General features: G+C 36.5%; 20 protein-coding genes, 1 pseudogene and 2 riboswitches. Of the genes and pseudogenes, 14 read left to right on the top strand and 7 right to left on the bottom strand.

The genetic code is table 11. The annotated features are described in order from the left end of the window. Positions 1–3 precede the first annotated feature (3 nt). The gene (locus NYQ66_RS14445; protein WP_259870420.1) at positions 4–1,053 is read left to right on the top strand and encodes a C45 family autoproteolytic acyltransferase/hydolase; all 1,050 of its coding nucleotides are present in this window, start codon (positions 4–6) and stop codon (positions 1,051–1,053) included. Positions 1,054–1,063: 10 nt separating this feature from the next. On the opposite strand, the gene NYQ66_RS14440 is transcribed toward NYQ66_RS14445, so the two are convergent. Continuing rightward, on the bottom strand, positions 1,064–1,555 hold the full coding sequence (locus tag NYQ66_RS14440) for a hypothetical protein (RefSeq protein ID WP_259870419.1): 492 nt from the start codon (positions 1,553–1,555) through the stop codon (positions 1,064–1,066). A 98-nt stretch (positions 1,556–1,653) separates the two neighbouring features. Between NYQ66_RS14440 and NYQ66_RS14435 the strand changes: the two genes are divergently transcribed. Beyond that, positions 1,654–2,241, top strand: coding sequence for a vWA domain-containing protein (locus NYQ66_RS14435; RefSeq protein WP_259870418.1), 588 nt, complete (start codon positions 1,654–1,656; stop codon positions 2,239–2,241). Between the two features lie 85 nt (positions 2,242–2,326). Here NYQ66_RS14435 and NYQ66_RS14430 read toward each other — a convergent pair whose 3' ends face one another. The 3 genes from NYQ66_RS14430 to NYQ66_RS14420 all read right to left on the bottom strand — a co-directional run bounded on the left by NYQ66_RS14430 (position 2,327) and on the right by NYQ66_RS14420 (position 3,998). Further along, a complete protein-coding gene (locus tag NYQ66_RS14430) occupies positions 2,327–2,449 on the bottom strand; it encodes a DUF6254 family protein (protein WP_259870417.1) in 123 nt (40 codons plus the stop codon). A gap of 22 nt (positions 2,450–2,471) precedes the next feature. Then, positions 2,472–2,639: a hypothetical protein gene (locus tag NYQ66_RS14425; protein WP_259870416.1), complete on the bottom strand. Its 168-nt coding sequence runs from the start codon at positions 2,637–2,639 to the stop codon at positions 2,472–2,474. 90 nt (positions 2,640–2,729) lie between these two features. Then, on the bottom strand, positions 2,730–3,998 hold the full coding sequence (locus tag NYQ66_RS14420) for an MFS transporter (RefSeq protein WP_259870415.1): 1,269 nt from the start codon (positions 3,996–3,998) through the stop codon (positions 2,730–2,732). A gap of 109 nt (positions 3,999–4,107) precedes the next feature. Continuing rightward, a riboswitch (SAM riboswitch) is annotated at positions 4,108–4,209 on the top strand. A gap of 131 nt (positions 4,210–4,340) precedes the next feature. Further along, a riboswitch (SAM riboswitch) is annotated at positions 4,341–4,444 on the top strand. Positions 4,445–4,532: 88 nt separating this feature from the next. Between NYQ66_RS14420 and NYQ66_RS14415 the strand changes: the two genes are divergently transcribed. The 11 genes from NYQ66_RS14415 (at position 4,533) to NYQ66_RS14365 (ending at position 17,857) form a co-directional block, all read left to right on the top strand. Beyond that, a complete protein-coding gene (locus tag NYQ66_RS14415; protein WP_259870414.1) occupies positions 4,533–5,648 on the top strand; it encodes a methionine biosynthesis PLP-dependent protein in 1,116 nt (371 codons plus the stop codon). After that, a complete protein-coding gene (locus NYQ66_RS14410) occupies positions 5,648–6,829 on the top strand; it encodes an aminotransferase class I/II-fold pyridoxal phosphate-dependent enzyme (RefSeq protein ID WP_259870413.1) in 1,182 nt (393 codons plus the stop codon). The genes NYQ66_RS14415 and NYQ66_RS14410 overlap by 1 nt, the downstream gene beginning before the upstream one ends. 52 nt (positions 6,830–6,881) lie before the next feature. Then, on the top strand, positions 6,882–7,982 hold the full coding sequence (locus NYQ66_RS14405) for a 5-methyltetrahydropteroyltriglutamate--homocysteine S-methyltransferase (RefSeq protein WP_259870412.1): 1,101 nt from the start codon (positions 6,882–6,884) through the stop codon (positions 7,980–7,982). 108 nt (positions 7,983–8,090) lie between these two features. Then, entirely contained in the window at positions 8,091–8,822 is a 732-nt protein-coding gene (locus tag NYQ66_RS14400) for a phosphoadenylyl-sulfate reductase (protein WP_259870410.1), read from the top strand. A gap of 145 nt (positions 8,823–8,967) precedes the next feature. Then, complete coding sequence (locus NYQ66_RS14395; RefSeq protein WP_259870409.1) at positions 8,968–10,809, top strand: assimilatory sulfite reductase (NADPH) flavoprotein subunit; 1,842 nt, start codon at positions 8,968–8,970, stop codon at positions 10,807–10,809. A gap of 36 nt (positions 10,810–10,845) precedes the next feature. Further along, complete coding sequence (cysI, locus tag NYQ66_RS14390; RefSeq protein WP_259870408.1) at positions 10,846–12,576, top strand: assimilatory sulfite reductase (NADPH) hemoprotein subunit; 1,731 nt, start codon at positions 10,846–10,848, stop codon at positions 12,574–12,576. Positions 12,577–12,611: 35 nt separating this feature from the next. Beyond that, complete coding sequence (sat, locus tag NYQ66_RS14385) at positions 12,612–13,763, top strand: sulfate adenylyltransferase (RefSeq protein WP_259870407.1); 1,152 nt, start codon at positions 12,612–12,614, stop codon at positions 13,761–13,763. 34 nt (positions 13,764–13,797) lie between these two features. Then, positions 13,798–14,400 carry an adenylyl-sulfate kinase gene (gene cysC, locus NYQ66_RS14380; RefSeq protein ID WP_259870405.1) on the top strand — a complete coding sequence of 201 codons (603 nt, stop codon included), beginning with the start codon at positions 13,798–13,800 and terminating at the stop codon, positions 14,398–14,400. 78 nt (positions 14,401–14,478) lie between these two features. Next, on the top strand, positions 14,479–16,272 hold the full coding sequence (locus tag NYQ66_RS14375; RefSeq protein ID WP_259870404.1) for an SLC13 family permease: 1,794 nt from the start codon (positions 14,479–14,481) through the stop codon (positions 16,270–16,272). 43 nt (positions 16,273–16,315) lie between these two features. Further along, complete coding sequence (cobA, locus tag NYQ66_RS14370; protein WP_259870402.1) at positions 16,316–17,083, top strand: uroporphyrinogen-III C-methyltransferase; 768 nt, start codon at positions 16,316–16,318, stop codon at positions 17,081–17,083. 15 nt (positions 17,084–17,098) lie between these two features. After that, complete coding sequence (locus tag NYQ66_RS14365; protein WP_259870401.1) at positions 17,099–17,857, top strand: sirohydrochlorin chelatase; 759 nt, start codon at positions 17,099–17,101, stop codon at positions 17,855–17,857. A 60-nt stretch (positions 17,858–17,917) separates the two neighbouring features. Here the strand turns inward: NYQ66_RS14365 and NYQ66_RS14360 are convergent, their stop codons facing one another. Further along, complete coding sequence (locus NYQ66_RS14360) at positions 17,918–18,538, bottom strand: TetR/AcrR family transcriptional regulator (protein ID WP_259870399.1); 621 nt, start codon at positions 18,536–18,538, stop codon at positions 17,918–17,920. 189 nt (positions 18,539–18,727) lie between these two features. On the opposite strand from NYQ66_RS14360, the gene NYQ66_RS14355 reads away from it, so the two are divergent. Next, positions 18,728–20,956, top strand: a complete 2,229-nt coding sequence (locus NYQ66_RS14355; RefSeq protein ID WP_259870396.1) for an MMPL family transporter — start codon at positions 18,728–18,730, stop codon at positions 20,954–20,956. Between the two features lie 108 nt (positions 20,957–21,064). Here the strand turns inward: NYQ66_RS14355 and NYQ66_RS21445 are convergent, their stop codons facing one another. Together NYQ66_RS21445 and NYQ66_RS14340 are read right to left on the bottom strand one after the other, a co-directional pair. Further along, on the bottom strand, positions 21,065–21,523 hold the full coding sequence (locus NYQ66_RS21445; RefSeq protein WP_311202025.1) for a peptidoglycan-binding domain-containing protein: 459 nt from the start codon (positions 21,521–21,523) through the stop codon (positions 21,065–21,067). Positions 21,524–21,604: 81 nt separating this feature from the next. After that, a pseudogene (locus NYQ66_RS14340) lies at positions 21,605–22,108 on the bottom strand (peptidoglycan recognition protein family protein); the annotation flags it as partial. Between the last annotated feature and the right edge of the window lie 133 nt (positions 22,109–22,241).

Raw genomic sequence — 22,241 nt, 5'->3', positions numbered from 1 at the left:
ATCATGCAAGCAGTGTTTAGTGATGTTGTTCAATTTACAGGAAATCATTATGATTTTGGATATATGCAAGGAGAATTGTTAAAAGGTTCACCGATCCTTCCCAATCGCTTTAAACAATGGACGTCAAAAAGAACGCGTTATTTTTCGATTAATCAACAAGAATCGATTACAATACTTCAACGTTTCATTCCAGGTATGATAGATGAAATACGTGGCTTGGCTGATGCACTAAATTGGAACATGGAAGATGCATTACGGGAATTTGGAGGACATTATGTCGATTATAGCAGAAGTGGATGTTCCATTTTAACGGGTACTAATTACATGGTCCGCAATTATGATAGTCATCCTAGTGGTTATGAGGGGCGATTTGTACTTTATAAACCAACGGATACAGGCTATGCCGTAGTAGGTCCATCGATGCAAATTACTGGTCGCATGGATGGAATGAATGAAAAGGGACTTATGATGGGTTATAATTTTGTAAATAGAATTGGTTCAGGGGACGGATTTATTTGTAATATGATTGGTCGCATCATCCTTGAAACATGTGCAACAGTAGAAGAAGCGATAAGTGTGTTGAGAGAGATCCCACATCGTACTACCTTTAATTATGTTTTACTTGATCGTAATGGAAAAACAATCGTAGTAGAGGCTTCTCCTAGGTCTGTTACAGAAAGAACAACGAATGTCTGTACGAACCATTTTGAACTCCTAACGGATGAAAATCGTTACAGAATGGACGATTCCATTAGAAGACAAAATCTCATGAAAAACAATCAAATTGATAACTCTAATGTAGTTCAAGCCTTTGAGCTATTAAACAATAGTGAAAAAGAAGTATTTTCAAAAAAGTATGATGCTTGGTCAGGAACATTGCATACAACAGTCTACGATACAGAATTGAATAAGGTTTGGTTTTCTATCGGTGCTAACCAGAAGCCTGTTGTGATTGATGTTGATGAATTCTTACAAGGTGAGAAAATAAGAATTAAGCGGATTAAAGGTAAGCTTGATTTTGATAAGCCTTTTCTTAATGATCATCATATGTAAATAATCTCGATTATGCTCGGATAAGTGGTTTTAAGTCATAACTATGTAAAGCTTGATTAATATCATCTATATCATAGATTTGTTTTTCTAAACAAAACTGTATGATTAAATCAAATGTGTCATTTTCGGAAAGAGAGAAACCAGCAACGTTCATAAGTTGTTCGGTTTCCTTTTTTGTTAATCGAAGCGCAATTGCAAGGGACACAGCTGTTTGTTTACTTATTTTGTAATTCGCATTTGAACGTATTTTTGAAAAATGCTTTCGATCCAAACCTGCTCTTTTGTAAACTTCGACATCCGTTAACCCTTTTTTGTCTATGATTTTGAAGAGAACAGAGGAAATAGAGTCTTTTTTATTCGTTTTAATATAATTTTCGAGTTCATTGTGTTCAGAATAAATATCAAAGGAAATATTATCTGCATCATAAATATTTGCTGGCATAACAATGAAGTTTCGCTTGATATACGCATGTAATTCTTTCATCATCTTTTTGTTTAACATCGTCTACACCCTTCCGAAAATGTCGCTTTATAAGCGACCGAATCTAGGACAATTTTGGATACTATTATAGCATGGAAAAGACGAAAGGATGAATGAAGATGAGTACAGAAGTAACCGAAATTATATTTTTGTTGGATCGAAGTGGTTCAATGAGTGGTTTAGAAGGAGACACGATTGGTGGATTTAACGCCTTTCTGAAAAGGCAAAATGAGTTGGAAGGAAAAACTAGGCTTACAACGGTTTTATTTGATGATCAATATGAAATTTTGTGGGATGGGATAGAAGCGAGTATGGTAAGGTTAACAAATGCTCATTATTATGTTCGAGGTATGACAGCATTGCTGGATGCGGTGGGTAAAACGATTGTCGATGTAGGTTACCGACTTTCTCGAACAATAGATCAAGAGAAGCCTTCTAATGTCATATTCGTCATTACAACAGATGGCTTAGAGAATGCAAGTAAGGAATACAACTACGAACAAGTAAATCGGTTGATATCACAAAAACAAGAAAAGGATGAATGGAAATTTGTTTTTCTTGGAGCTAATATGGAGGCAGGAATGGAGGCAAACAAATTAGGAATTTCAGAAAAGGATGCTTTTGACTTTGAAGCAAGTATGACAGGTTTAAGTAAAATGTATGAGACGGTAAATAATATTGTATGTGAAAAGCGATTAGGTGAATAGAAAAGGTGAGAGAATCCTTGTGTGCTGTCATATATAAAGTGAATATAAAAACATCACGGGTTTTTGATCCGTGATGTTTACTTCTTTATTTATCTTCTTTTTTTGTTTCTTCAGCAAGCTGTTCAAAGGATTTAACTTTTCCGTGTGGGTCTTGTGATTGTTTTCTAGTATTCCATTGTCTTTCACGTTGACTCTTTGATTTAGACATTTCCAATTAACTCCCTCTTATGCTATTGGTTCTTGATTTTATTGGCGCGCTCTTTTTTAGCTTTTTCTTTGTGGGCGCGATTTGCTGCTGCACTACCAATTTCCTTAGAAAATTCAGCGTCTGTTTTACTGGAGTCAAAACCTTGTTTGTTTTTTTGTTGCGGGTCATTTTTTTTCGTCCGTTTTGCCATCATGATCCCTCCTCAACAGTTAGTATTGGAAAATAATTTTGAAATATTCTATAAGATCTTTCTTTTAATTGAGTCTTCTATAGGTTAATTTCATTTGTCTTGATAAGAACGTAACCTTAGGTAAACTACAACTGTAAGGATAGTCATCCCAACTAAAAATGCTACAAAATATGGAGAGATCATGGAACGAATAACACCCGTAATAAACGAGCTTGTTATAATTCCGAGAGAAAATACTGCAGACATATAGGCAAAAGCTCTCCCATGAACTGCATTGCTAGCATGATCTGTAATAGCAGTTGCCATCGCAGGCATAACTAGTCCAAAAAATACACCCATTGAAAATAACAATAACGGTAGAGGTAATAAAGCCATGAAAAGGCCTACCAATGTTATAGACATCCCGAATAAGCCAACGACAAGACGTTTTAATGGTGAAAAACGATGGATGAAAAATAAACACAAAGTTAATAAGGTGCCTAATCCCATATAACTAAACAATTGTCCGGTGCGAAACGTTGAAACTCCTTGATCCACTGTTAAGTAAGGAATCTCATAAATCAATACCCCATGAATATACATGACGGCAAAGCCAATTAAATAAACACCAACTAAATTAGAACTTGTGACCAATTTCATATGTTTTGATGTGCCTTTGGGTTGATTTTTTATTGTTACTGTTAACTCTTTCTCTTGTAGAGAGCGAATCGCATATATACCAGTTACAATCATTGCTGCTCCAATTAGAAAATATGTGTTAACGTAACCGATAATAACGACTAACTTACCACCAATTAGCGGAGCTGCAATACTAGCAATTGTTGAGAGAATCCCATTAACAGCCATATTTTTCCCTTGTTCTCGACTGTTTCTTGCATAACCTGATAAGAGTGCATATGCAGCAGGGATGAAAAAGGCTAACGCAAAACCATTTAATCCATGAAGTACTAATAGATCAGTTGAACTAGAAGCTAAACCATGTGCAATAAAGAAAATACCGGAAGCAAACATTGGTAATGTTACAAATACTTTTTTGCCGAAACGATCGACTAAGGGTCCAGCTAACAAGTTTCCTGATAAATTTGATAGAGAAGTAACACTTAGAATAATACCGATCAACACACTTGATGCGCCGAAAGCTGCCGCAAATGGAGTAAATACAGGTATTTGCACACGCATAATTAAACTAACTAAAAACAAGACTATAAAAATATGTATTTTACCAGTAGCTACTTTCAATTTGCTCACCTCTGCCATAATGTATGATGGGTCATTGATAATTAGACGAGCAATAAGACCTATTGTAGGATTTGATAAATGAATGAATAGAAAGACCTGATTTTTATTTTTGTAATTCAACTGGTTATTTCACCCAAACATGAGTGGAATTTCATATTTTTGGAAAAAACTATTGCATTTATTACCAAAGTTAGGTACAGTTAAAGTACTTAAAAATTCAATAAATTCAATCTTATCAAGAGAGATAGAGGGAATTGGCCCGATGACGTCTCAGCAACCAGCCAGTTGGCCCGGTGCTAATTCCAATAGGTTATTACCTTGTAGATAAGAGGAAACGTTTTGAAATTAAAGACTTTCTTCTTGTGAAGAAAGTCTTTTCCAATTTTTTTTAAAAATCACTTGTATTATTATTTGTTTTAAACTATACTGTAAAAAAGTTAAATTTTACCAATTAAATAATATTTCTTATCAAGAGAGATGGAGGGAATGGCCCTATGAAATCTCAGCAACCAGCCAGTTGGCCCGGTGCTAATTCCAATAGGTTTTTATAACCTAATAGATAAGAAGAATGTTTTGAACTATTTAAAAGACCTTCTTCTTATGAGAGGGTCTTTTTGTTTTAATATTAAATCTCCTAAAAAAGGATGAATGTCTATGAGCGAAAAAAGAATAGAAACAAGATTAGCTCAATTAGGTAACCGTAGCGATCTAGCAACAGGTGCTGTAAGTACACCAATTTTTTTATCTACAGCATACCAACATGAAGGTCTCGGACAGTCAACTGGATATGATTATTCACGAACAAAAAATCCAACCCGGTCCATCTTAGAACAAGGTGTCGCTGATTTGGAGGCCGGAGATGCCGGATTTGCATGTAGTTCTGGAATGGCTGCTATTCAATTAGTTCTGTCATTGTTCAAAGCTGGTGACGAGTTATTGGTCACGGAAGATATTTATGGAGGTACGTACCGATTACTTGCATATTACGAGAATGCATATCAAATAAAAGCTACTTACACACCATTTACTAATATCGATCAAGTTAAGCAAAAAATATCAAGTAAAACAAAAGCAATTATTTTAGAGACACCGACAAATCCATTAATGCAAGAAGTTAATATTTGTGATTACGCCCATCTAGCTAAGGAACATAATCTAGTACTCATTGTGGATAACACTTTTTTAACGCCTTATCTACAACGACCATTAGAAATTGGGGCAGATATTGTAATCCATAGTGCAACCAAATATATAGGAGGGCATAATGATGTACTTGCTGGATTAGTGATTGCAAAAGGAAGATCGCTATGTGACCAACTAGCCACCTTACATAACGCTGCAGGTAGTGTGCTATCTCCATTTGACTCCTGGTTACTGATTAGAGGATTAAAAACATTACCATTACGGATGCGCCAACATCAAGACAATGCAGAGAAAATTGTTTCTTATTTAAGACAAGAACCCAAGGTTACGGATGTTTTATATGCAGGAAAAGGAGGGATGCTATCTTTTAGATTAAAAGATAGTAAGTTGGTAGGTCCATTACTAAATCATTTAAAATTGATTACTTTTGCAGAAAGTCTTGGTGGAGTAGAGAGTTTTATCACATACCCCGCTACTCAAACACACGCAGACATTCCAGAGGAGGAAAGAAATAGAAGAGGAATATGTAACCGATTATTGCGCTTTTCTGTTGGTATTGAACATATAGATGATTTGTTGGCAGATTTAAACCAAGCATTCCTAAGTTTGAAAGAGGAGGTTGATTAATGAGTAATTACAAAGAACAAATCGAGACAACTCTAATTCATGGATCACTTCGGGGGTGGTCGGAACAAAAAACAGGTGCGGTAAATGTCCCAGTCTATTTATCTAGTACGTATCATCAAGAGAAGTTCGATGCATTTGGCCCATTTGATTACAGTAGATCTGGTAATCCTACTAGACTTGCATTAGAAAAAACAATTGCAGAATTAGAAGGTGGTACAAGAGGGTTTGCTTTTGCATCTGGTATGTCAGCCATTGCTTCAAGTTTTATGCTCTTATCTGCAGGTGATCATGTCGTTGTTTCCGAAGATGTGTACGGTGGCACGTATCGGTTTATTACGGAATTACTAAACAAGTATTTCATTGATTACACGTTTGTAGATATGACTGATTTAGATGCGGTGGCACGTTCTATTCTGCCAAATACACGCGTGATTTATATGGAAACACCTTCAAATCCATGCTTGAACATTACAGATATTGAAGGAGTTGTAAAATTAGCGAAATCAAATGATTGCTTAACTTTTTTGGATAATACGTTTATGACACCGTTATATCAACAACCTTTGCACTTAGGGGTGGATATCGTTTTGCATAGTGCGACTAAGTTCTTGTCTGGCCATAGTGATATAATTGCTGGTCTGGCAGTGACAAATAACGAAGAGTTAGCAGAGAAACTAGCATTTATACAAAACACATTTGGCTCTATTTTGGGAGCGCAAGATTCTTACCTATTAATTCAAGGAATCAAGACACTCGCAGCTCGTTTAAAACAATCAACATTATCAGCGTTCCAAATTGCAAACTATCTCAAGGATCATCCACTGATTGAGGAAGTTTATTATCCAGGCCTATCTTATCATAGAGGTCACGCTATTCATCGTAGGCAAACAAGTGGAGACGGTGCTGTTTTATCTTTTCGTTTACCAAACAAAGAGGTTGCCAAAACATTTGTAGAAAAAACCAAAGTACCAGTTTTTGCCGTAAGTCTTGGAGCAGTGGAAACTATATTGTCCTATCCAAGTACCATGTCACACGCAGCAATGCCTAATGAAGAAAGAGAAAAACGAGGGATTACAGACGGATTACTTCGACTATCAGTCGGTTTAGAGCATGCCTGTGATCTAATAAGAGATATAGATTTGGCTTTGGAGATAGCAGCGAAACAGGTAAGAGTTAGATGATAAGGAAATAAACAATATATTTGTTTATATATATAAAGAGGAGGAATTTATTATGACAGTAACAGTGACAAAAGCACCATTTAGAGCAGACCATGTAGGGAGCTTACTACGACCGGATCGAATTCATTTGGCTAGAAAGAAGTTTAGTGATGGACTTATCAGTAAGGAAGAACTTTACAGCATTGAAACAGAGGAGATTACACGTATTGTTGATAAACAAATTGAAATAGGTTTGGAAGCTGTAACGGATGGAGAATTCAGGCGTAGATTCTGGCACACGGATTTCTTAGAGCATTTAAATGGGGTGGAAGGTTATATCCCAGATAAGGGGTTTCAATTTAAAGACGAAGAAACAGAGCGTTATGATGTACGGGTTACAGGAAAAGTATCTTTTAATCCAGATCACCCTCATATCAAAGAATTCTTAGAGTTTAATGAAATTGTAGGTGGGCGTGCTGTTGCTAAGCAAACGATTCCAAGCCCGAATCAATTATTTAACAAAGGTATTCGTGATGAAACGATATATCCGGACATAGAAGAATATGCAAAAGATGTTATTCAGACTTACCGTGAAGCGATCCAAGCTTTTTATGATGCAGGTGTTCGTTATTTACAACTAGATGATGTGTACATCGCTGGGCTCTCATCAACAGATATTCCATTTAATGATGGCAAATATGAGAGAGAGCAACTAATTGATTTGGCTCTTCGAGTTATTAATGGTGTCCTTGAAGATAAACCTGAAGATTTAATTGTTACTACACACTTGTGCCGTGGTAATTATCGTTCAACATGGGCCTTCGCAGGGAGTTATGACCTAATAGCACCAACATTATTAGCAAAAGAAAAAGTGAATGGGTTTTTCTTAGAATATGATGACGAGCGTTCTGGAGATTTTAAAGCTTTACAACATATTCCACGTGGAGGAGCCAGAGTTGTATTAGGTGTTTTCACATCAAAGTATGGGGAGCTTGAGGATAAAGAGAAAATTAAAGCTCGTGTAGAAGAAGCGTCTCAATATATTCCATTGGATCAACTTTGCATTAGTCCGCAATGTGGATTTGCTTCCACCCATCACGGTAACAAACTAACAGAAGAACAACAGTGGGCGAAATTGAAATTCATTGTCGATACTGCTAAGGAAATTTGGTAAGAAGAAAATAAGTAAGAAATTTGGATCATAAAGAGGATGGTGGTTACATTACCACCTATCCTCTATAGTCCTTAAACTATACTTATTGAATATGGAAGGGAGACAAAAATGGACACTGACGTACTTTCCTATCACAATTTCAAATCAAGCCCATTAACTGATTTACACCCAACAGATGACCTAAAAGGTGCCTTGTTGGTATTAGATTGGACATACAAGACGTATGGGGAATCTGTCGTCTATGCTTGTAGCTTTGGTGCAGAAGGAATTGTATTAATCGATTTAATCTCAAAAATAAAAGAAGATGCGAACATCGTCTTTTTAGATACAGATTTACATTTTCAAGAAACATACGACCTAATCGATAAAGTGAAGTTGCGATATCCAAAGCTTCAGATTGAATTAAAGAAGCCAGAGCTTTCGTTAGAGGAGCAATCAACGCAATATGGATCAGCCCTATGGAAAAAGGATCCGAACCAATGCTGTTATATTCGAAAAATTAAACCATTAGAGAATGCACTTGATGGCGCAACGGCATGGATTTCTGGCTTAAGAAGAGAACAGTCCCTGAGTAGAAGTAAAACCAATTATGTGAATAAAGATGAACGATTTAAATCTATTAAAATATGTCCATTGATTTATTGGACGTGGAAAGATGTTTGGTCCTATATTCAATTAAATAACTTGGATTACAACGACTTACATGACAAAAATTATCCTAGCATTGGTTGTATACCATGTACGACACCTGCTAGCGAAACTGGAGATCAACGTTCAGGAAGATGGCAAGGTTTGAACAAGACAGAGTGTGGGCTTCACACAAAGAGTGATTCACAATGATCTATACAGGACTCAAGTCTATTTTTTTACACTTATATCCTACTTATCCTCTATGATTAAGTGGAATAAGTGGTTTATAGGTTCCTTGAATAGGCATTGGCATTGCATTGACAAGTAACGGACAAAAAATGTTGAGGTGAGACTTTTGCAACTACAAGTAATGAATAGTCCATTTACAGGTGAGCAAATCGAACTGTTAAATAGGCTTTTGCCAACGTTATCCGATAATCAAAAAGTATGGTTGAGTGGTTATATAGCAGCAGGGTCTATTACAAGTAATAATCAGATTTCCACGGCTATACAAGCCACCATTCAAAGTGATGAAACGGATGTTACATCTGACCAGTTAACGACAAGGGAAATCACCATTCTTTATGCAACAGATACAGGGAATAGCCAAGCACTGGCCGAAGAATTCGGGCAGAAGTTAGAAAGTCAATCATTTAAAGTAACTGTGAGAATGATGGATGACTTTAAACCCAAACAATTAAAGAATGTACAAGATTTATTCATTGTAACTAGTACGCATGGTGATGGAGACCCACCAGATAATGCATTATCCTTTTATGAATTTATATGCAGTAACAAAGCTCCGAAACTTGAAGATGTTCGGTTCTCCGTACTTGCATTAGGAGACAGTTCGTACGAATACTTTTGTCAAACAGGAAAGCAATTTGACGAACGATTAGCAGAACTAGGAGCAGAAAGGTTACATCCACGTGTCGATTGTGACTTGGATTATGAAGAATTAGCAGAGGGTTGGTTCGATGCTATCTTATCTAAGGTAACGGAGAAATCAACTGTTAACAATCAACGACCATCAACTTCTAGTAACAAAGAAATGGATGGAGACCAACCCTCGCATTCAAAAAAACATCCATTTAGGGCAAAAATATTAGAAAACTTAGTTCTAAATGGCCGTGGCTCAAATAAAGAAACGCGTCACATCGAGTTAGACATTGAGGGCTCAAATTTGACGTTTGAACCTGGTGATAGCTTAGGAATTATTCCCGAAAATGATCCTGATTTAGTAATGAATATTATAGAAGAGACAGGTTGGAATCCAGACGAATCGGTTCCGGTTAGTAAATCTGGTGACGTGCTTTCTTTACGTGAAGCTTTAACGACCACTTTTGAAATTACAACGCTAACGATCCCTTTGTTAGAAAAGGCTGCAGAGCTTTCAACAAATGAAACACTAAAACAAATGGTGTTGACACAGAACAAAGAAAACCTTCTTGCCTATATGAATGGAAGAGATTTATTAGATTTAATTAGGGATTTTGGACCGTGGAAGGTGACAGCTGTAGATTTCATAAAAATCTTGCGAAAAATCCCAGCTCGGCTATACTCCATTGCAAGTAGTTCCAAAGCAAATCCTGATGAGGTACATCTTACAATTGGGACAGTTCGATATCAAACACATTCCCGAGATCGTGTAGGGGTCTGTTCTGGTCAGTTTGCCGAACGTTTAGAACCAGGAGATTATGTACCGATTTATGTCCAAAAGAACAATAATTTCAGACTCCCTTCCAACCCCGAAACACCAATTATTATGGTTGGAGCAGGTACTGGTGTGGCAACATACAGAGCATTTTTAGAAGAATGTGAAGAACAAGCATCTACATGTAAAACATGGCTATTCTTTGGAGAACAACATTTTTTAACTGATTTTCTTTATCAAGTTGAATGGAATAAATGGCTTAAAGAAGGTGTGCTTTCGAAGATGGATGTTGCTTTTTCAAGGGATCACGAAGAGAAGGTATATGTGCAGAACCGGATGCTAGAGAAAAAGAAAGAGCTTTATCAATGGTTAGAACAAGGGGCCAATTTATATGTCTGTGGCGATGAGAAAAACATGGCCAAAGATGTTCAAAAAGTACTTTTATCGATAATTGAAACAGAAGGAAATAAAACTGCACAAGAGGCAGAAGCGTACCTGTCAGAAATGCGTAAAAACAAAAGGTATCAACGTGATGTGTATTAATAAAAAATAAAAACAATGATGAAGAGGAGTTTATAAATGACAGAAAAATTCCCTTACGAAGCAGGACCACCAAGTGAAATGGAACGCATAAAAAAGGAAAGTAAAAATCTTCGTGGAACAATTGAAGAAAGTTTTGCTGACCCGTTAAGTCTGGCTATACCTGATGATGATGGAAAATTATTGAAATTCCATGGGAGTTATATGCAAGATGACCGTGATCTACGGAAAGAGCGAAAGAAACAAAAGCTAGAACCTGCTTATCAATTTATGCTTCGGGTGAGACTACCAGGAGGTGTCTGCACACCGGAACAATGGTTAACGATGGATGACTTAGCCGATCATTATGGTAATGGTTCATTAAAGCTAACAACAAGGCAAACCTTTCAAATGCATGGCATTCTAAAATGGAATATGAAAAAGACCATCCAAACTATGAATGAGCGCTTACTAGATTCTATCGCTGCTTGTGGAGATGTAAATAGAAATGTAATGAGTGTTTCTAACCCATATCAGTCCAATGTCCATGCTGAAGTAAATGAGTGGGCGAAAAAGGTAAGTGACCATCTTTTACCGCGTACAAACGCTTATCATGAAATATGGCTTGACCAAGAAAAGGTGGTAGACAGTGGCTCCCAAGCGATAATAGAACCAATTTACGGAGATCTTTATTTACCACGAAAATTTAAGATTGGAATAGCGGTTCCGCCTTCAAACGATGTGGATGTGTTTTCACAAGATCTTGGATTCATCGCGATTATCGAAGAGGACCAGCTCATTGGCTTTAATGTTGTTGTTGGTGGAGGAATGGGAAGTACCCATGGTGATACAACAACATATCCGCAAGTAGGAAAAGTAATTGGATTTTGTTCAAAAGAAAAGATCATTGATGTTGCAGAGAAGATCATAACGATACAGCGCGATTATGGCAATCGCTCTAACCGTAAGAACGCTCGATTTAAATATACGGTGGACCGGTTAGGGAAAGACTGGATTATCCAAGAATTAGAATTACGGTTAGGATGGAAATTACAACCTACAAGAGAATATCATTTTGACCATAACGGTGATCGTTATGGATGGGTGAAAGGTGATGGAAAATGGCATTTAACTTTGTTTATCCAAAACGGTAGAGTGATAGATAAACAGGGCTATCAACTAAAGACAGCATTACGAGAGATTGCTAGAGTTCATAAGGGAGACTTCCGAATTACAGCTAACCAAAATCTAATTATTAGTAACGTTACGAACCACATGAAACCGAAGATAAAGAAACTTGTCGAGGAATACGAACTTACTGATGGAAAAGGAAACTCAGCTTTACGTCGTAATTCGATGGCTTGTGTTGCTTTTCCAACATGTGGATTAGCAATGGCCGAGGCAGAGCGATATTTACCGTCCTTAATAGATAAGATTGAAGTTATTCTTGATGAAGCAGGACTACGGGATGAAGAAATAACAATCCGCATGACTGGTTGTCCAAACGGATGCGCTAGATCAGCCCTAGCTGAGATTGGTTTTATTGGAAAAGCACCTGGTAAATACAATATGTACTTAGGCGCAAGCTTTAATGGTGATCGATTAAACAAATTATATAGAGAAAATATCGGAGAAAAAGAAATCTTAGATTCATTAAAACCAATATTACAGTCCTACGCAAAAGAACGAAAAGAAAAGGAACATTTTGGAGATTTCGTGATTCGTGCAGGGTACGTTGAGGAAGTCAAATTCGGATTGGATTTCCATTCTGTACCAACGGCGAATAAATAAATCTACAGATCAAATTTGTATAAAGGAGACAACGTATGACAATTCAAGCGCATGGTGGGAAATTAGTTAATCGCGAATTGAAAGGAACGGAACGAGAAAAAGCTATCGATTTAGCTCAGTCTCTTCCAACATTAACGATTTCAGATTGGGCCATATCTGACTTAGAACTTATTGGAATTGGTGGATTTAGTCCATTAATAGGATTTATGGGCAAAAAGGATTATGAAAGTGTCATACAACACACCAGATTGGCAAATGGGATTGTTTGGAGTATCCCAATAACATTGCCAATTTCTGCAGATAAAGCTACAACGATATCACAAGGACAAGAGATCGCACTTATAGGTGAAGATGGTGTGCTATACGGAACCATTATTGTAGAAGAAAAATTTCAGTTGAATAAACCTTTAGAAGCCGAAAAGGTATATGGAACAACAGATGAAGCACATGCAGGAGTAAAAAAACTTTACGAAAGAGGAGACATCTGTATAGCTGGTCCAATTACATTGTTAAACCGTCCTGTTCATGATGAATTTAGTGAATTTCATAAGGATCCTTTAGAAACGAGGAAGATGTTTAAAGAGCTAGGATGGAAAACAATTGTTGGTTTCCAAACACGAAACCCAGTTCATCGAGCTCATGAGTACATCCAAAAAAGCGCACTGGAAGCAGTTGACGGTCTATTATTAAATCCACTAGTCGGTGAAACAAAATCCGATGATATCTCTGCTAAAGTGCGAATGGAAAGCTATCAAGTTATATTAGAACACTATTACCCTAAAGACCGCACACGCTTGGTTATCTATCCTGCTGCAATGCGTTATGCGGGTCCAAAAGAAGCACTTCTTCACGCAATTGTCAGGAAAAATTATGGTTGCACGCATTTTATTGTTGGTAGAGATCATGCCGGGGTTGGTGATTTCTATGGTACGTATGAGGCACAGGATTTCATTCGTAATTTTGAAGAAGAACTAGGTATTCAAATCTTTAGATTTGAACATGCCTTTTTTTGCACAAAGTGTGAAAACATGGGAACATCCAAAACCTGTCCCCACGATCAGAGTCACCATGTTCATTTAAGTGGAACGAAGGTTCGTGAAATGCTACGGAATGGAGAGAGGCCACCGAAACAATTCTCACGTCCAGAAGTAGCTGAAGTTCTTATAAAAGGAATGCAACAGATTTAATGAGGATATGAATCAAATAGAAGGAGGAAAATCATTGCCTAAGTCTACAAATATCGTATGGCATGAATCTGAAGTTTCGAAGCAAGAAAGACAACGATTAAACCGGCATAAAAGTGTTGTACTTTGGTTTACAGGCTTGTCTGGATCAGGTAAATCAACCTTAACTGTGGAATTAGAAAAGAAGATGTATCAGTCAGGAATTCGTACGTACCGTTTGGATGGTGATAATATTCGGCATGGTTTGAACAAAAATTTAGGTTTTAGTCCTGAAGATCGTACAGAAAATATCCGTCGAATTGGTGAAGTTTCAAAACTGATGGTTGATGCGGGATTGATTGTGTTAACTGCATTTATTTCACCTTATCGCCAAGACCGAGACAATGTTCGCGCATTATTAGAGAGTGATGAGTTCATCGAAATTCATGTGAAGGCAGAGTTGGAAACATGCGAAAAAAGGGATCCTAAAGGTCTATACAAAAAAGTACGTGCAGGGCAGATTAAAGAATTTACTGGCATTGACTCTCCATACGAGGAGCCTTTACATCCAGAGATTGTCATTGATACAGATAAACATACCATAGAAGAATCTACTCAATATGTAATTGAATTCTTGAAAAATAAGGCTTATACGGAATAATTTCGTTACTTGAACAAGTTATTTTTATATTTAAATCCAAGTATTCTAATGAGTTTAATTGGTGGAGGGGGGGCATTCATGACTTGGGAGATGATCTTCACATTATTAGTGATTATTGCGATGATGATCGCTTTAGTAAAAGAAGTAGCTCGTCCAGACCTTATTGTATTTGTGGCATTAACAAGTTTTTTGGTTGTTGGGATCCTTACACCAGCAGAAGCATTAGCCGGATTTTCAAACGAAGGCATGCTAACTGTGGCACTTCTATTTATTGTAGCTGGAGCCATTCAAAAGACCGGACTCGTAGAAAATGCTATAACTACTTTATTAGGAAAAACAAAGTCTGAACGACACGCTTTATTTAACATGTTAATACCAGTTACAGGTGCATCTGCCTTTTTAAATAATACGCCGATCGTCGTAACTTTAACTCCGATTGTTCGGAAATGGTGTACAGAAAATAACATCTCTCCGTCAAAGTTTTTAATGCCCCTTTCTTATGCTTCCATCTTAGGTGGTGTGATCACTTTAATGGGAACATCCACCAATTTAGTTGTGCATGGATTAATGTTGGAAAGAGGTATGGAAGGGTACTCCATGTTTGAACTAGCAAAAGTTGGCTTACCTATCAGTATATTAGGCATTGCTTATCTTGTAACGATTGGATATAACCTATTGCCTAATTATTCATCATCAAAGACAAATATAAATGAAAAGAGTAAAGAATATTTAACAGAAATGATTGTAGAGGAAAACTATCCTTATCTAGATAACCCTCTTGTTAATAAAACGGTAGATGAAGCAGGGCTGCGTCATTTAGACGGTGTATATCTAATTGCAATTATTCGGAATCAAGAAAAAATATATCCAGTTAAACATACTACCAAATTAAATGCGAATGATCGTTTAATATTTACCGGACTGATTTCTAAAATTGCTATTTTACAAGAACGAAAAGGATTATCGCTTAAGACAGGGACAAATATTACGTTAGATAAACTTAAAAATGGCAATGGCCAATTAATTGAAGTAGTCGTCTCTCATCAATCTGCTTTATTACATCAACGCATTAAACATACACAATTTCGTGGTAAATATGATTCTGGTGTCGTTGCTGTTCATCGGAATAATGAACAAATAGATTCAAAGATTGGTGATATTATGTTAAAACCTGGTGACACACTTTTGTTATTAGCAGGTGATGATTTTATCGAAAGATCTAGCCAGACCAATGATTTTTATGTTGTCACCCTATTAAATGATCACCCGTTAATCAACAAAATGGATCGAAAGAAAGCTTGGTTTTCGTGTGGCACGCTAGTACTAATGATTTTTCTTGTAACGATCGGTATTGTTTCGATGGTAACAGCTATGTGTCTTACTGTAGTGACATTCTTACTATCAAAAACCATTACGGTTAATGAAGCAAAGGGCTATGTTCAAATCCATGTTCTGCTATTAATTGCCTGTGCTTTTGGGATAGGAGAAGCTTTATTTCAAACAGGAACTGCAGAATGGATAGCTAATCAACTATTAGCATTTTCTATGCCACTAGGGAAATTCACTATTTTGATATTACTTTATTTACTAACTGTGCTGTTTACAGAAGTAATTACGAATAGTGCAGCAGTTGTACTTTTATTCCCAGTAGCCATCGAAATCGCCCAGCGTTTAGGAGAGGATCCATTGCCATTTGTCATTCTTATTACTATTGGGGCTTCTGCTAGCTTTTTATCTCCAATAGGATATCAGACAAATTTAATTGTGTATGGACCAGGGGGATATAAATTCACGGATTATATGAAGGCTGGTTTTCCGTTAAGTTGTATTGTAATGGTAAGTACAATCTTAACCTTAACCTTGGCCTATTAATAAATAGATAGTCTTGTTCGAAAAACGAATGGAGGTAAGTTCAGTGACAAAGGTGTATTTAGTCGGTGCAGGTCCTGGAGATCCAGGATTACTAACAATAAAGGGTTTAAAAGCAATCGAGAAGGCTGATGTTATTTTATATGATCGTCTAGTTAACAAAGAATTACTTTCCTACGCAAAAAAAGATGTAGAATTGGTTTATTGTGGGAAACTTCCAGGAAAACACGCTTTAATACAAGAGAATATCAATTATTTATTATGTAAATATGCGCTCGAAAATAAGATAGTAACTCGATTAAAAGGGGGGGACCCGTTTATCTTTGGAAGAGGAGGAGAGGAAGCAGAAGTGTTACATCGACATAACATCTCCTATGAAATTGTTCCAGGGATCACGTCGGGTTCTGCTGCTCCAGCATATGCTGGAATTCCACTAACCCATCGAAATATTAGTTCATCTGTTACGTTTATATCTGGGTATAACCCAGAAAAAGATTCTGATGAATATTGGAAAAGTTTAGTCAGGAGTGTAGAAACTTTATGTATCTATATGGGAATCAAGCGGTTTCCGGACTTGTGTGAACGTCTGGTGAAAAGTGGAATGTGTGAAAACACACCAATAGCTATTATTCATTGGGGAACGAACAAAAATCAAAAAACAATTACAGGGACATTAAGTAACATTGGAAATCAATTACATGAAGTGGCAAATCCATCGATGATTATCATTGGAGAGGTAGTTCGTTTAAGAGAGAAATTACAATGGTTTGAAGAACAATTAGCTACAAATCAACTGGCAAGCAAAGCTATATAGGTGAGGAGAAAAATCATGCATGGAGTCTTATATGTTAGCCATGGAACTAGACTTGATGAGGGGAAAAAAGAAGCAATCGATTTTTTACAATCTATTAAAAAAGAGGTCAACACTTCATTACAAGAAATTTGCTTTCTAGAGATCTGCATGCCTTCGATCCAAGAAGGAGTGCAGAGATTAATAGTGCACGGAGCAACTACGATCTCTATTATTCCTGTATTGTTGTTAAGTGCTACGCATGACAAAGTCGATATACCTGATGAGATTATGAAGCTAAAAAAAATATATCCTTCTATTTCTTTTCGTTACGGTCGACCTCTTGGCATTCAATCGAGGCTAGTCGATCTCTTAGTTCAACGAGTGAATGAAGTTTCACTCGGTTTAATAGAAGAAAAAATTATCTTAGTAGGAAGAGGTAGTTATCGTAAATCAACACAAAGAGATATTGAGGAAATAGCATATCAATTAAAAGGTAAGTTAAAACGCCACGTTAACACATGTTATCTTGCAGCGTGTAAACCCTCTTTTGATGATGTCTTGGATGAATGGAAGGAGAACAATCTTAAAACTGCCATAATTATTCCGTATTTATGGTTTAATGGATTGCTTTTAAAGTCCATGAAAAAAAAGGTTAATGAGTATAACGATGAACGACAAGCACAGGTAAAGATTTGTCACCAACTTAGTAACCATCCATACATAAAAAGAGCATTCATTGATCGAGTTAATGAAGTAGTTACCGAAGACAAATCAAAGTTTGTGTATATGAAATAAGGAAAAAGAATCACGGAAAGGAGCATTTCAATTAGTTAGAAATGCTCCTTTTTTAAAAAGCTAGTTATAAAGGCCCTTCCAAAGAAATGTAATAATTTGTTCAGCTGTTTCTTCTACTGATGAAAAAATAGGATTATTATTAGCATCTCGATAATTGCCCACTTTTAATAACGAAGTGAAACTATGTGCTGCAAATTTAGTGTTTACTGTTCCGATCTTTCCCGCTTCGATTTCTTTATTAAAAGCAATCTCAATTGCTTCATACATCGTTTCTTCAGCTTGGTGAATCATTTTTACTTGCTCTTTTGTAAGCGCATTTTTTGTTTCTCTCATGAAACCTTCTAGATCTAAATCAAAAGTAGCATGTAAATGCGCGATCGTCACCTTCAGAAGTCGATCACGTAAAGGTATATCTTCCTCAAGCATCTTTTTCATATATCCACGAATTCGCAACATCATTTGTACCATTGTTTCCGTAAATAAATTAGCTTTACTAGCATAATAGTAGTAAACGGTTGCTTTCGTAACATTACATTTCTTAGCGACATCATCAATGGAAACTTCCTGATATCCTCGAGCAATAAAAAGTTCAGTTGCTGTTTCTAAAATCATTTGTTTGGTTGGTTTTTTTATGTCACTAGCACGTGGTCTGCCTAGTGAACGATTCGGTTTATCTTTCAATCGGATCTCTCCTTGTTCTCTCTTTCACTAATTAGTATAGCATAGTTAATCATTAAATTAATTCAAAATGATTGAAAATTAACTTACCGGTATATATAATTAAATGCAGACAATAATACAATTCGGAATTATTGTATTTTATCCAATATTTTCTCTAAATATATGTTTAGGTACAGAGGGGGATCAGAAATGAAAAATTTAATTAATAGCTTCGCAGCTCTAGTTGCTGGCTCAAAGAGTAGATGGGTTACAATAATATTATGGATTTTACTAGTTGCCATCGTTTCAAGTGTCTGGCCACAGGTAAATAATGAAGAATCCGGTTCCAGTAATTTGTTACCGGAAGATGCAATGTCTGTTCAGGCATCAAAGATCATGGAGGATGAATTCCCTAATGATTCTGGTGTCCCGTTATTATTAGTTTGGTATAAACAATCTGGTTTAACAGAAGAAGATTTGGAATCAATACAGTCGGTTTACAGAGAATTAATAAATGAACCATTAGCACAGCAATCACTTGTGCCTGACTTTAATGCTATGCCCGTTCAAGCATTAATGGAGTCGACTTCAAGTGATCAAAAGGCCTTAACAACACCGATATTTTTTAATGAATCTGCTTCGACAGAGGAATTAGAAGCTGATGTAGAAAAACTAAAAGAAAAAATGGTAGAACTAACAAATATAAAAGCATTTGATGAAGATTTGTCTACAGACGGAATGCATGTTCGACTCACGGGACCAGTTGGGATTCAAATCGATGCAACAGCTTTATTTAGTCAAGCTGACATAACACTACTTATTGCTACAGTATTACTCGTATTAGGATTATTAATTGCGCTCTATCGTTCTCCAATTTTAGCAGTTATTCCATTAATTGGTGTTGTTTTTGCTTATGGTCTTATTAGTCCGTTATTAGGAGTAATGGCAAGAAACGACTGGATTGTTGTCGATTCTCAAGCGATTTCAATCATGACTGTATTATTGTTCGGTGCGGGAACTGATTATTGCTTGTTCCTGATTTCAAGGTATAGAGATGAATTGCTATTAGAACCAAATAAATACAAGGCGCTTCAATTAGCAATTGCTAATTCAGGCGGTGCTATCTTAATGAGTGCATTAACCACAGCAATAGGATTATTTACATTATCCCTAGCGCAATATGCTTCCTATGACAGGTTCGCAGTGCCATTTAGTGTTGCGATTATTATCATGGCGATAGCAGTTATGACCTTACTCCCAGCTCTTCTGGCTCTCTTTGGGAGAACTGCATTCTTTCCATTTATACCTAGAACAGAGAATATGATTCAAGAGTTGGAGAAAAAGAAAGGGAAGCAGATAAGACGTCCAAAAATAAGAAGCAAATTCAGTAAAGTAACTGGACGTATTGTTACGGAAAGACCTTGGCAAATTATCATTGCTAGTGCTGCTCTATTAGTAATTTTGGCTGCGTTTGTACCTAGGATAGACTATACGTATGGCGTGCTTCAATCATTTCCAGAGGATATGCCTTCACGTGAAGGCTTTTCAATCATAGAAGAGCATTATCCTCCTGGAGAAATTGCCCCAGTTCAAGTAATTGTAGACACAAATGGGGAGGAATTGGAACTACAAGAGACCCTTTCTGATTTAAGCTATATTGAACAAGTTGAAGAATCAAGATCAGGAGAAGTGAATGAAAATGTTGTTCAGTGGACAGTCACTTTAGCAATTGATCCCTATTCCAATGAGGCAGTTAATTATATTCCTGAATTAATAGATATAACAGTTAATGAACTTGATCAAGCGGGTGTTGAAAATGCAAGTGAACATGTTTGGATTGGAGGGGAAACAGCTTCTCTTTATGATACAGATAGGATTACGAGTAGTGACCAAAATAAAATAATACCTGTTGTACTTATTATTATTGCAGCACTATTACTAATCTATTTGCGTTCGATTACAGCAATGCTTTATTTGTTAGTTACTGTTGTTGTTTCATTCCTTTCAGCTTTAGGGCTAGGCTGGATTATTATTCACTATATTCTTGGTGCAGATGCAATGCAGGGTCTAATTCCGTTATATGCATTTGTATTCTTAGTAGCACTAGGTGGAGATTATAATATCTTTATGATTTCGAGTATATGGAAGAATCGCAAGCGAATGTCGATGAAAAAGGCAATCAAAGAAGGTGTAGAGGAAACGAGTAGTGTTATTTCCTCAGCAGGCTTAATTCTAGCAGGTACTTTTTCTGTTCTAGCAGTTATGCCTATCCAAGTGCTTGTACAATTCGGAATCGTTACAGCAATAGGTGTTTTATTAGATACATTTATTGTCCGTCCTTTACTTGTACCTTCCATCACTACAGTACTTGGCAAGTATGCCTATTGGCCAGGGAAGCTTTGGAAAAGACAAGATAACAGAGAAAAACAAAGAGGTTAAAGGTAAAAGCCTTATTCTTTAGCTATCTATAAAGTATAAATGAACTCTAAGGTAAAGAATCAATTCTTCTCTACCTTAGAGTTCTAATGTTTTTTCAGATTTTCCATTTTAATTTCTGTCATCTAACTCCATTCGTAAGAACCTTCTTGTCTCGGGTCCATATATGCCATCATTGACTAATGCAGCATACATGGATTGGAACCTTCTCACCGCATCTTCCGTATTTGGTCCGTATATACCATCAATTCCTTGAGGATTAAAATTAACTTGTTGGAGTGCTCTTTGTATTTGTTTTACCTCTTCTCCTTCGTCTCCTTGTTGAAATATTCCAGAAGGTAAAGGGAAACTATCGAGCGTTCCTCCTTCGTTTAGCACTTCGTTTAATTTATCGAGTGTGACAGGACCTACTAAACCATCTACTTTTAAATCGTATCTTCTTTGAAATCGCATGATAGCATTTTCTGTTTCCTCACCATAAATGCCGTCTGCCCCAAATAGAGGCAATGAATAACCAGTGCGTATTAAATCTTGTTGTATTTCCTCAACAAATGGTCCCTCATCGCCAATGCCAATTGGTAATGCAATAGCTTCTCCTAATACATCCGAATCGTCTGTTTCTACTCCAAATTCACTACGTAATTCATTTTTGACATCTCTTAGAAAAGTATCCCAAGAAAGACCATTTCTGTGGAGCGCATTTTGAGGGTCAGTTCGCCTTGATGGATCAAGTGTACTATGGGCAATGATATCTGAGTCAGGATCAAGGTTATAACGGTTTACTAAATAAGCATGGTACCAAACATATCGTTCATATGCTTCTTCAAAATTTATATTACCACCATAAGCTAGTTCTACGCCTATAGCAGCCTCGTTGGCATTATTACCAAATCGCCTATTGTCACCTGTAACTTCCGTGCGAACATGATAAGCAATTTCATCCAATGGAATAATTTCTAAGATATATTGATCATCAATGAAAGTATGAGCTGATGCAAAAGGTTGGGTATTATTAAAATAATTCCGGTTTGCGTAAGCAGTAGAACCGGGATTTCCTGTATCGTGACTGACGATAAAGCTGATGCCATCATTACTTTGTCCTGGTCGAGAGTTGCCAATCTCTATATAATCCCTAGTAATGTCATATTTCATAATTTTCTTCCTCCACCTTTATCAATCATATTTCAATTCATTGTATTCAACCTCTTGTATTGTGTTTCCAATAAACGTTGGACAATGAAATAAATGATCAATATATAAGGGGGCAAGATCGAGGATATATTCTGAA

Source organism: Aquibacillus koreensis, assembly GCF_025154055.1.
Classification (GTDB): Bacteria; Bacillota; Bacilli; order Bacillales; family Amphibacillaceae; genus Aquibacillus_C; species Aquibacillus_C koreensis.
The sequence above is the reverse complement of the archived record's forward strand: the minus strand, read 5'-3'. Positions and strand labels throughout refer to the sequence as shown.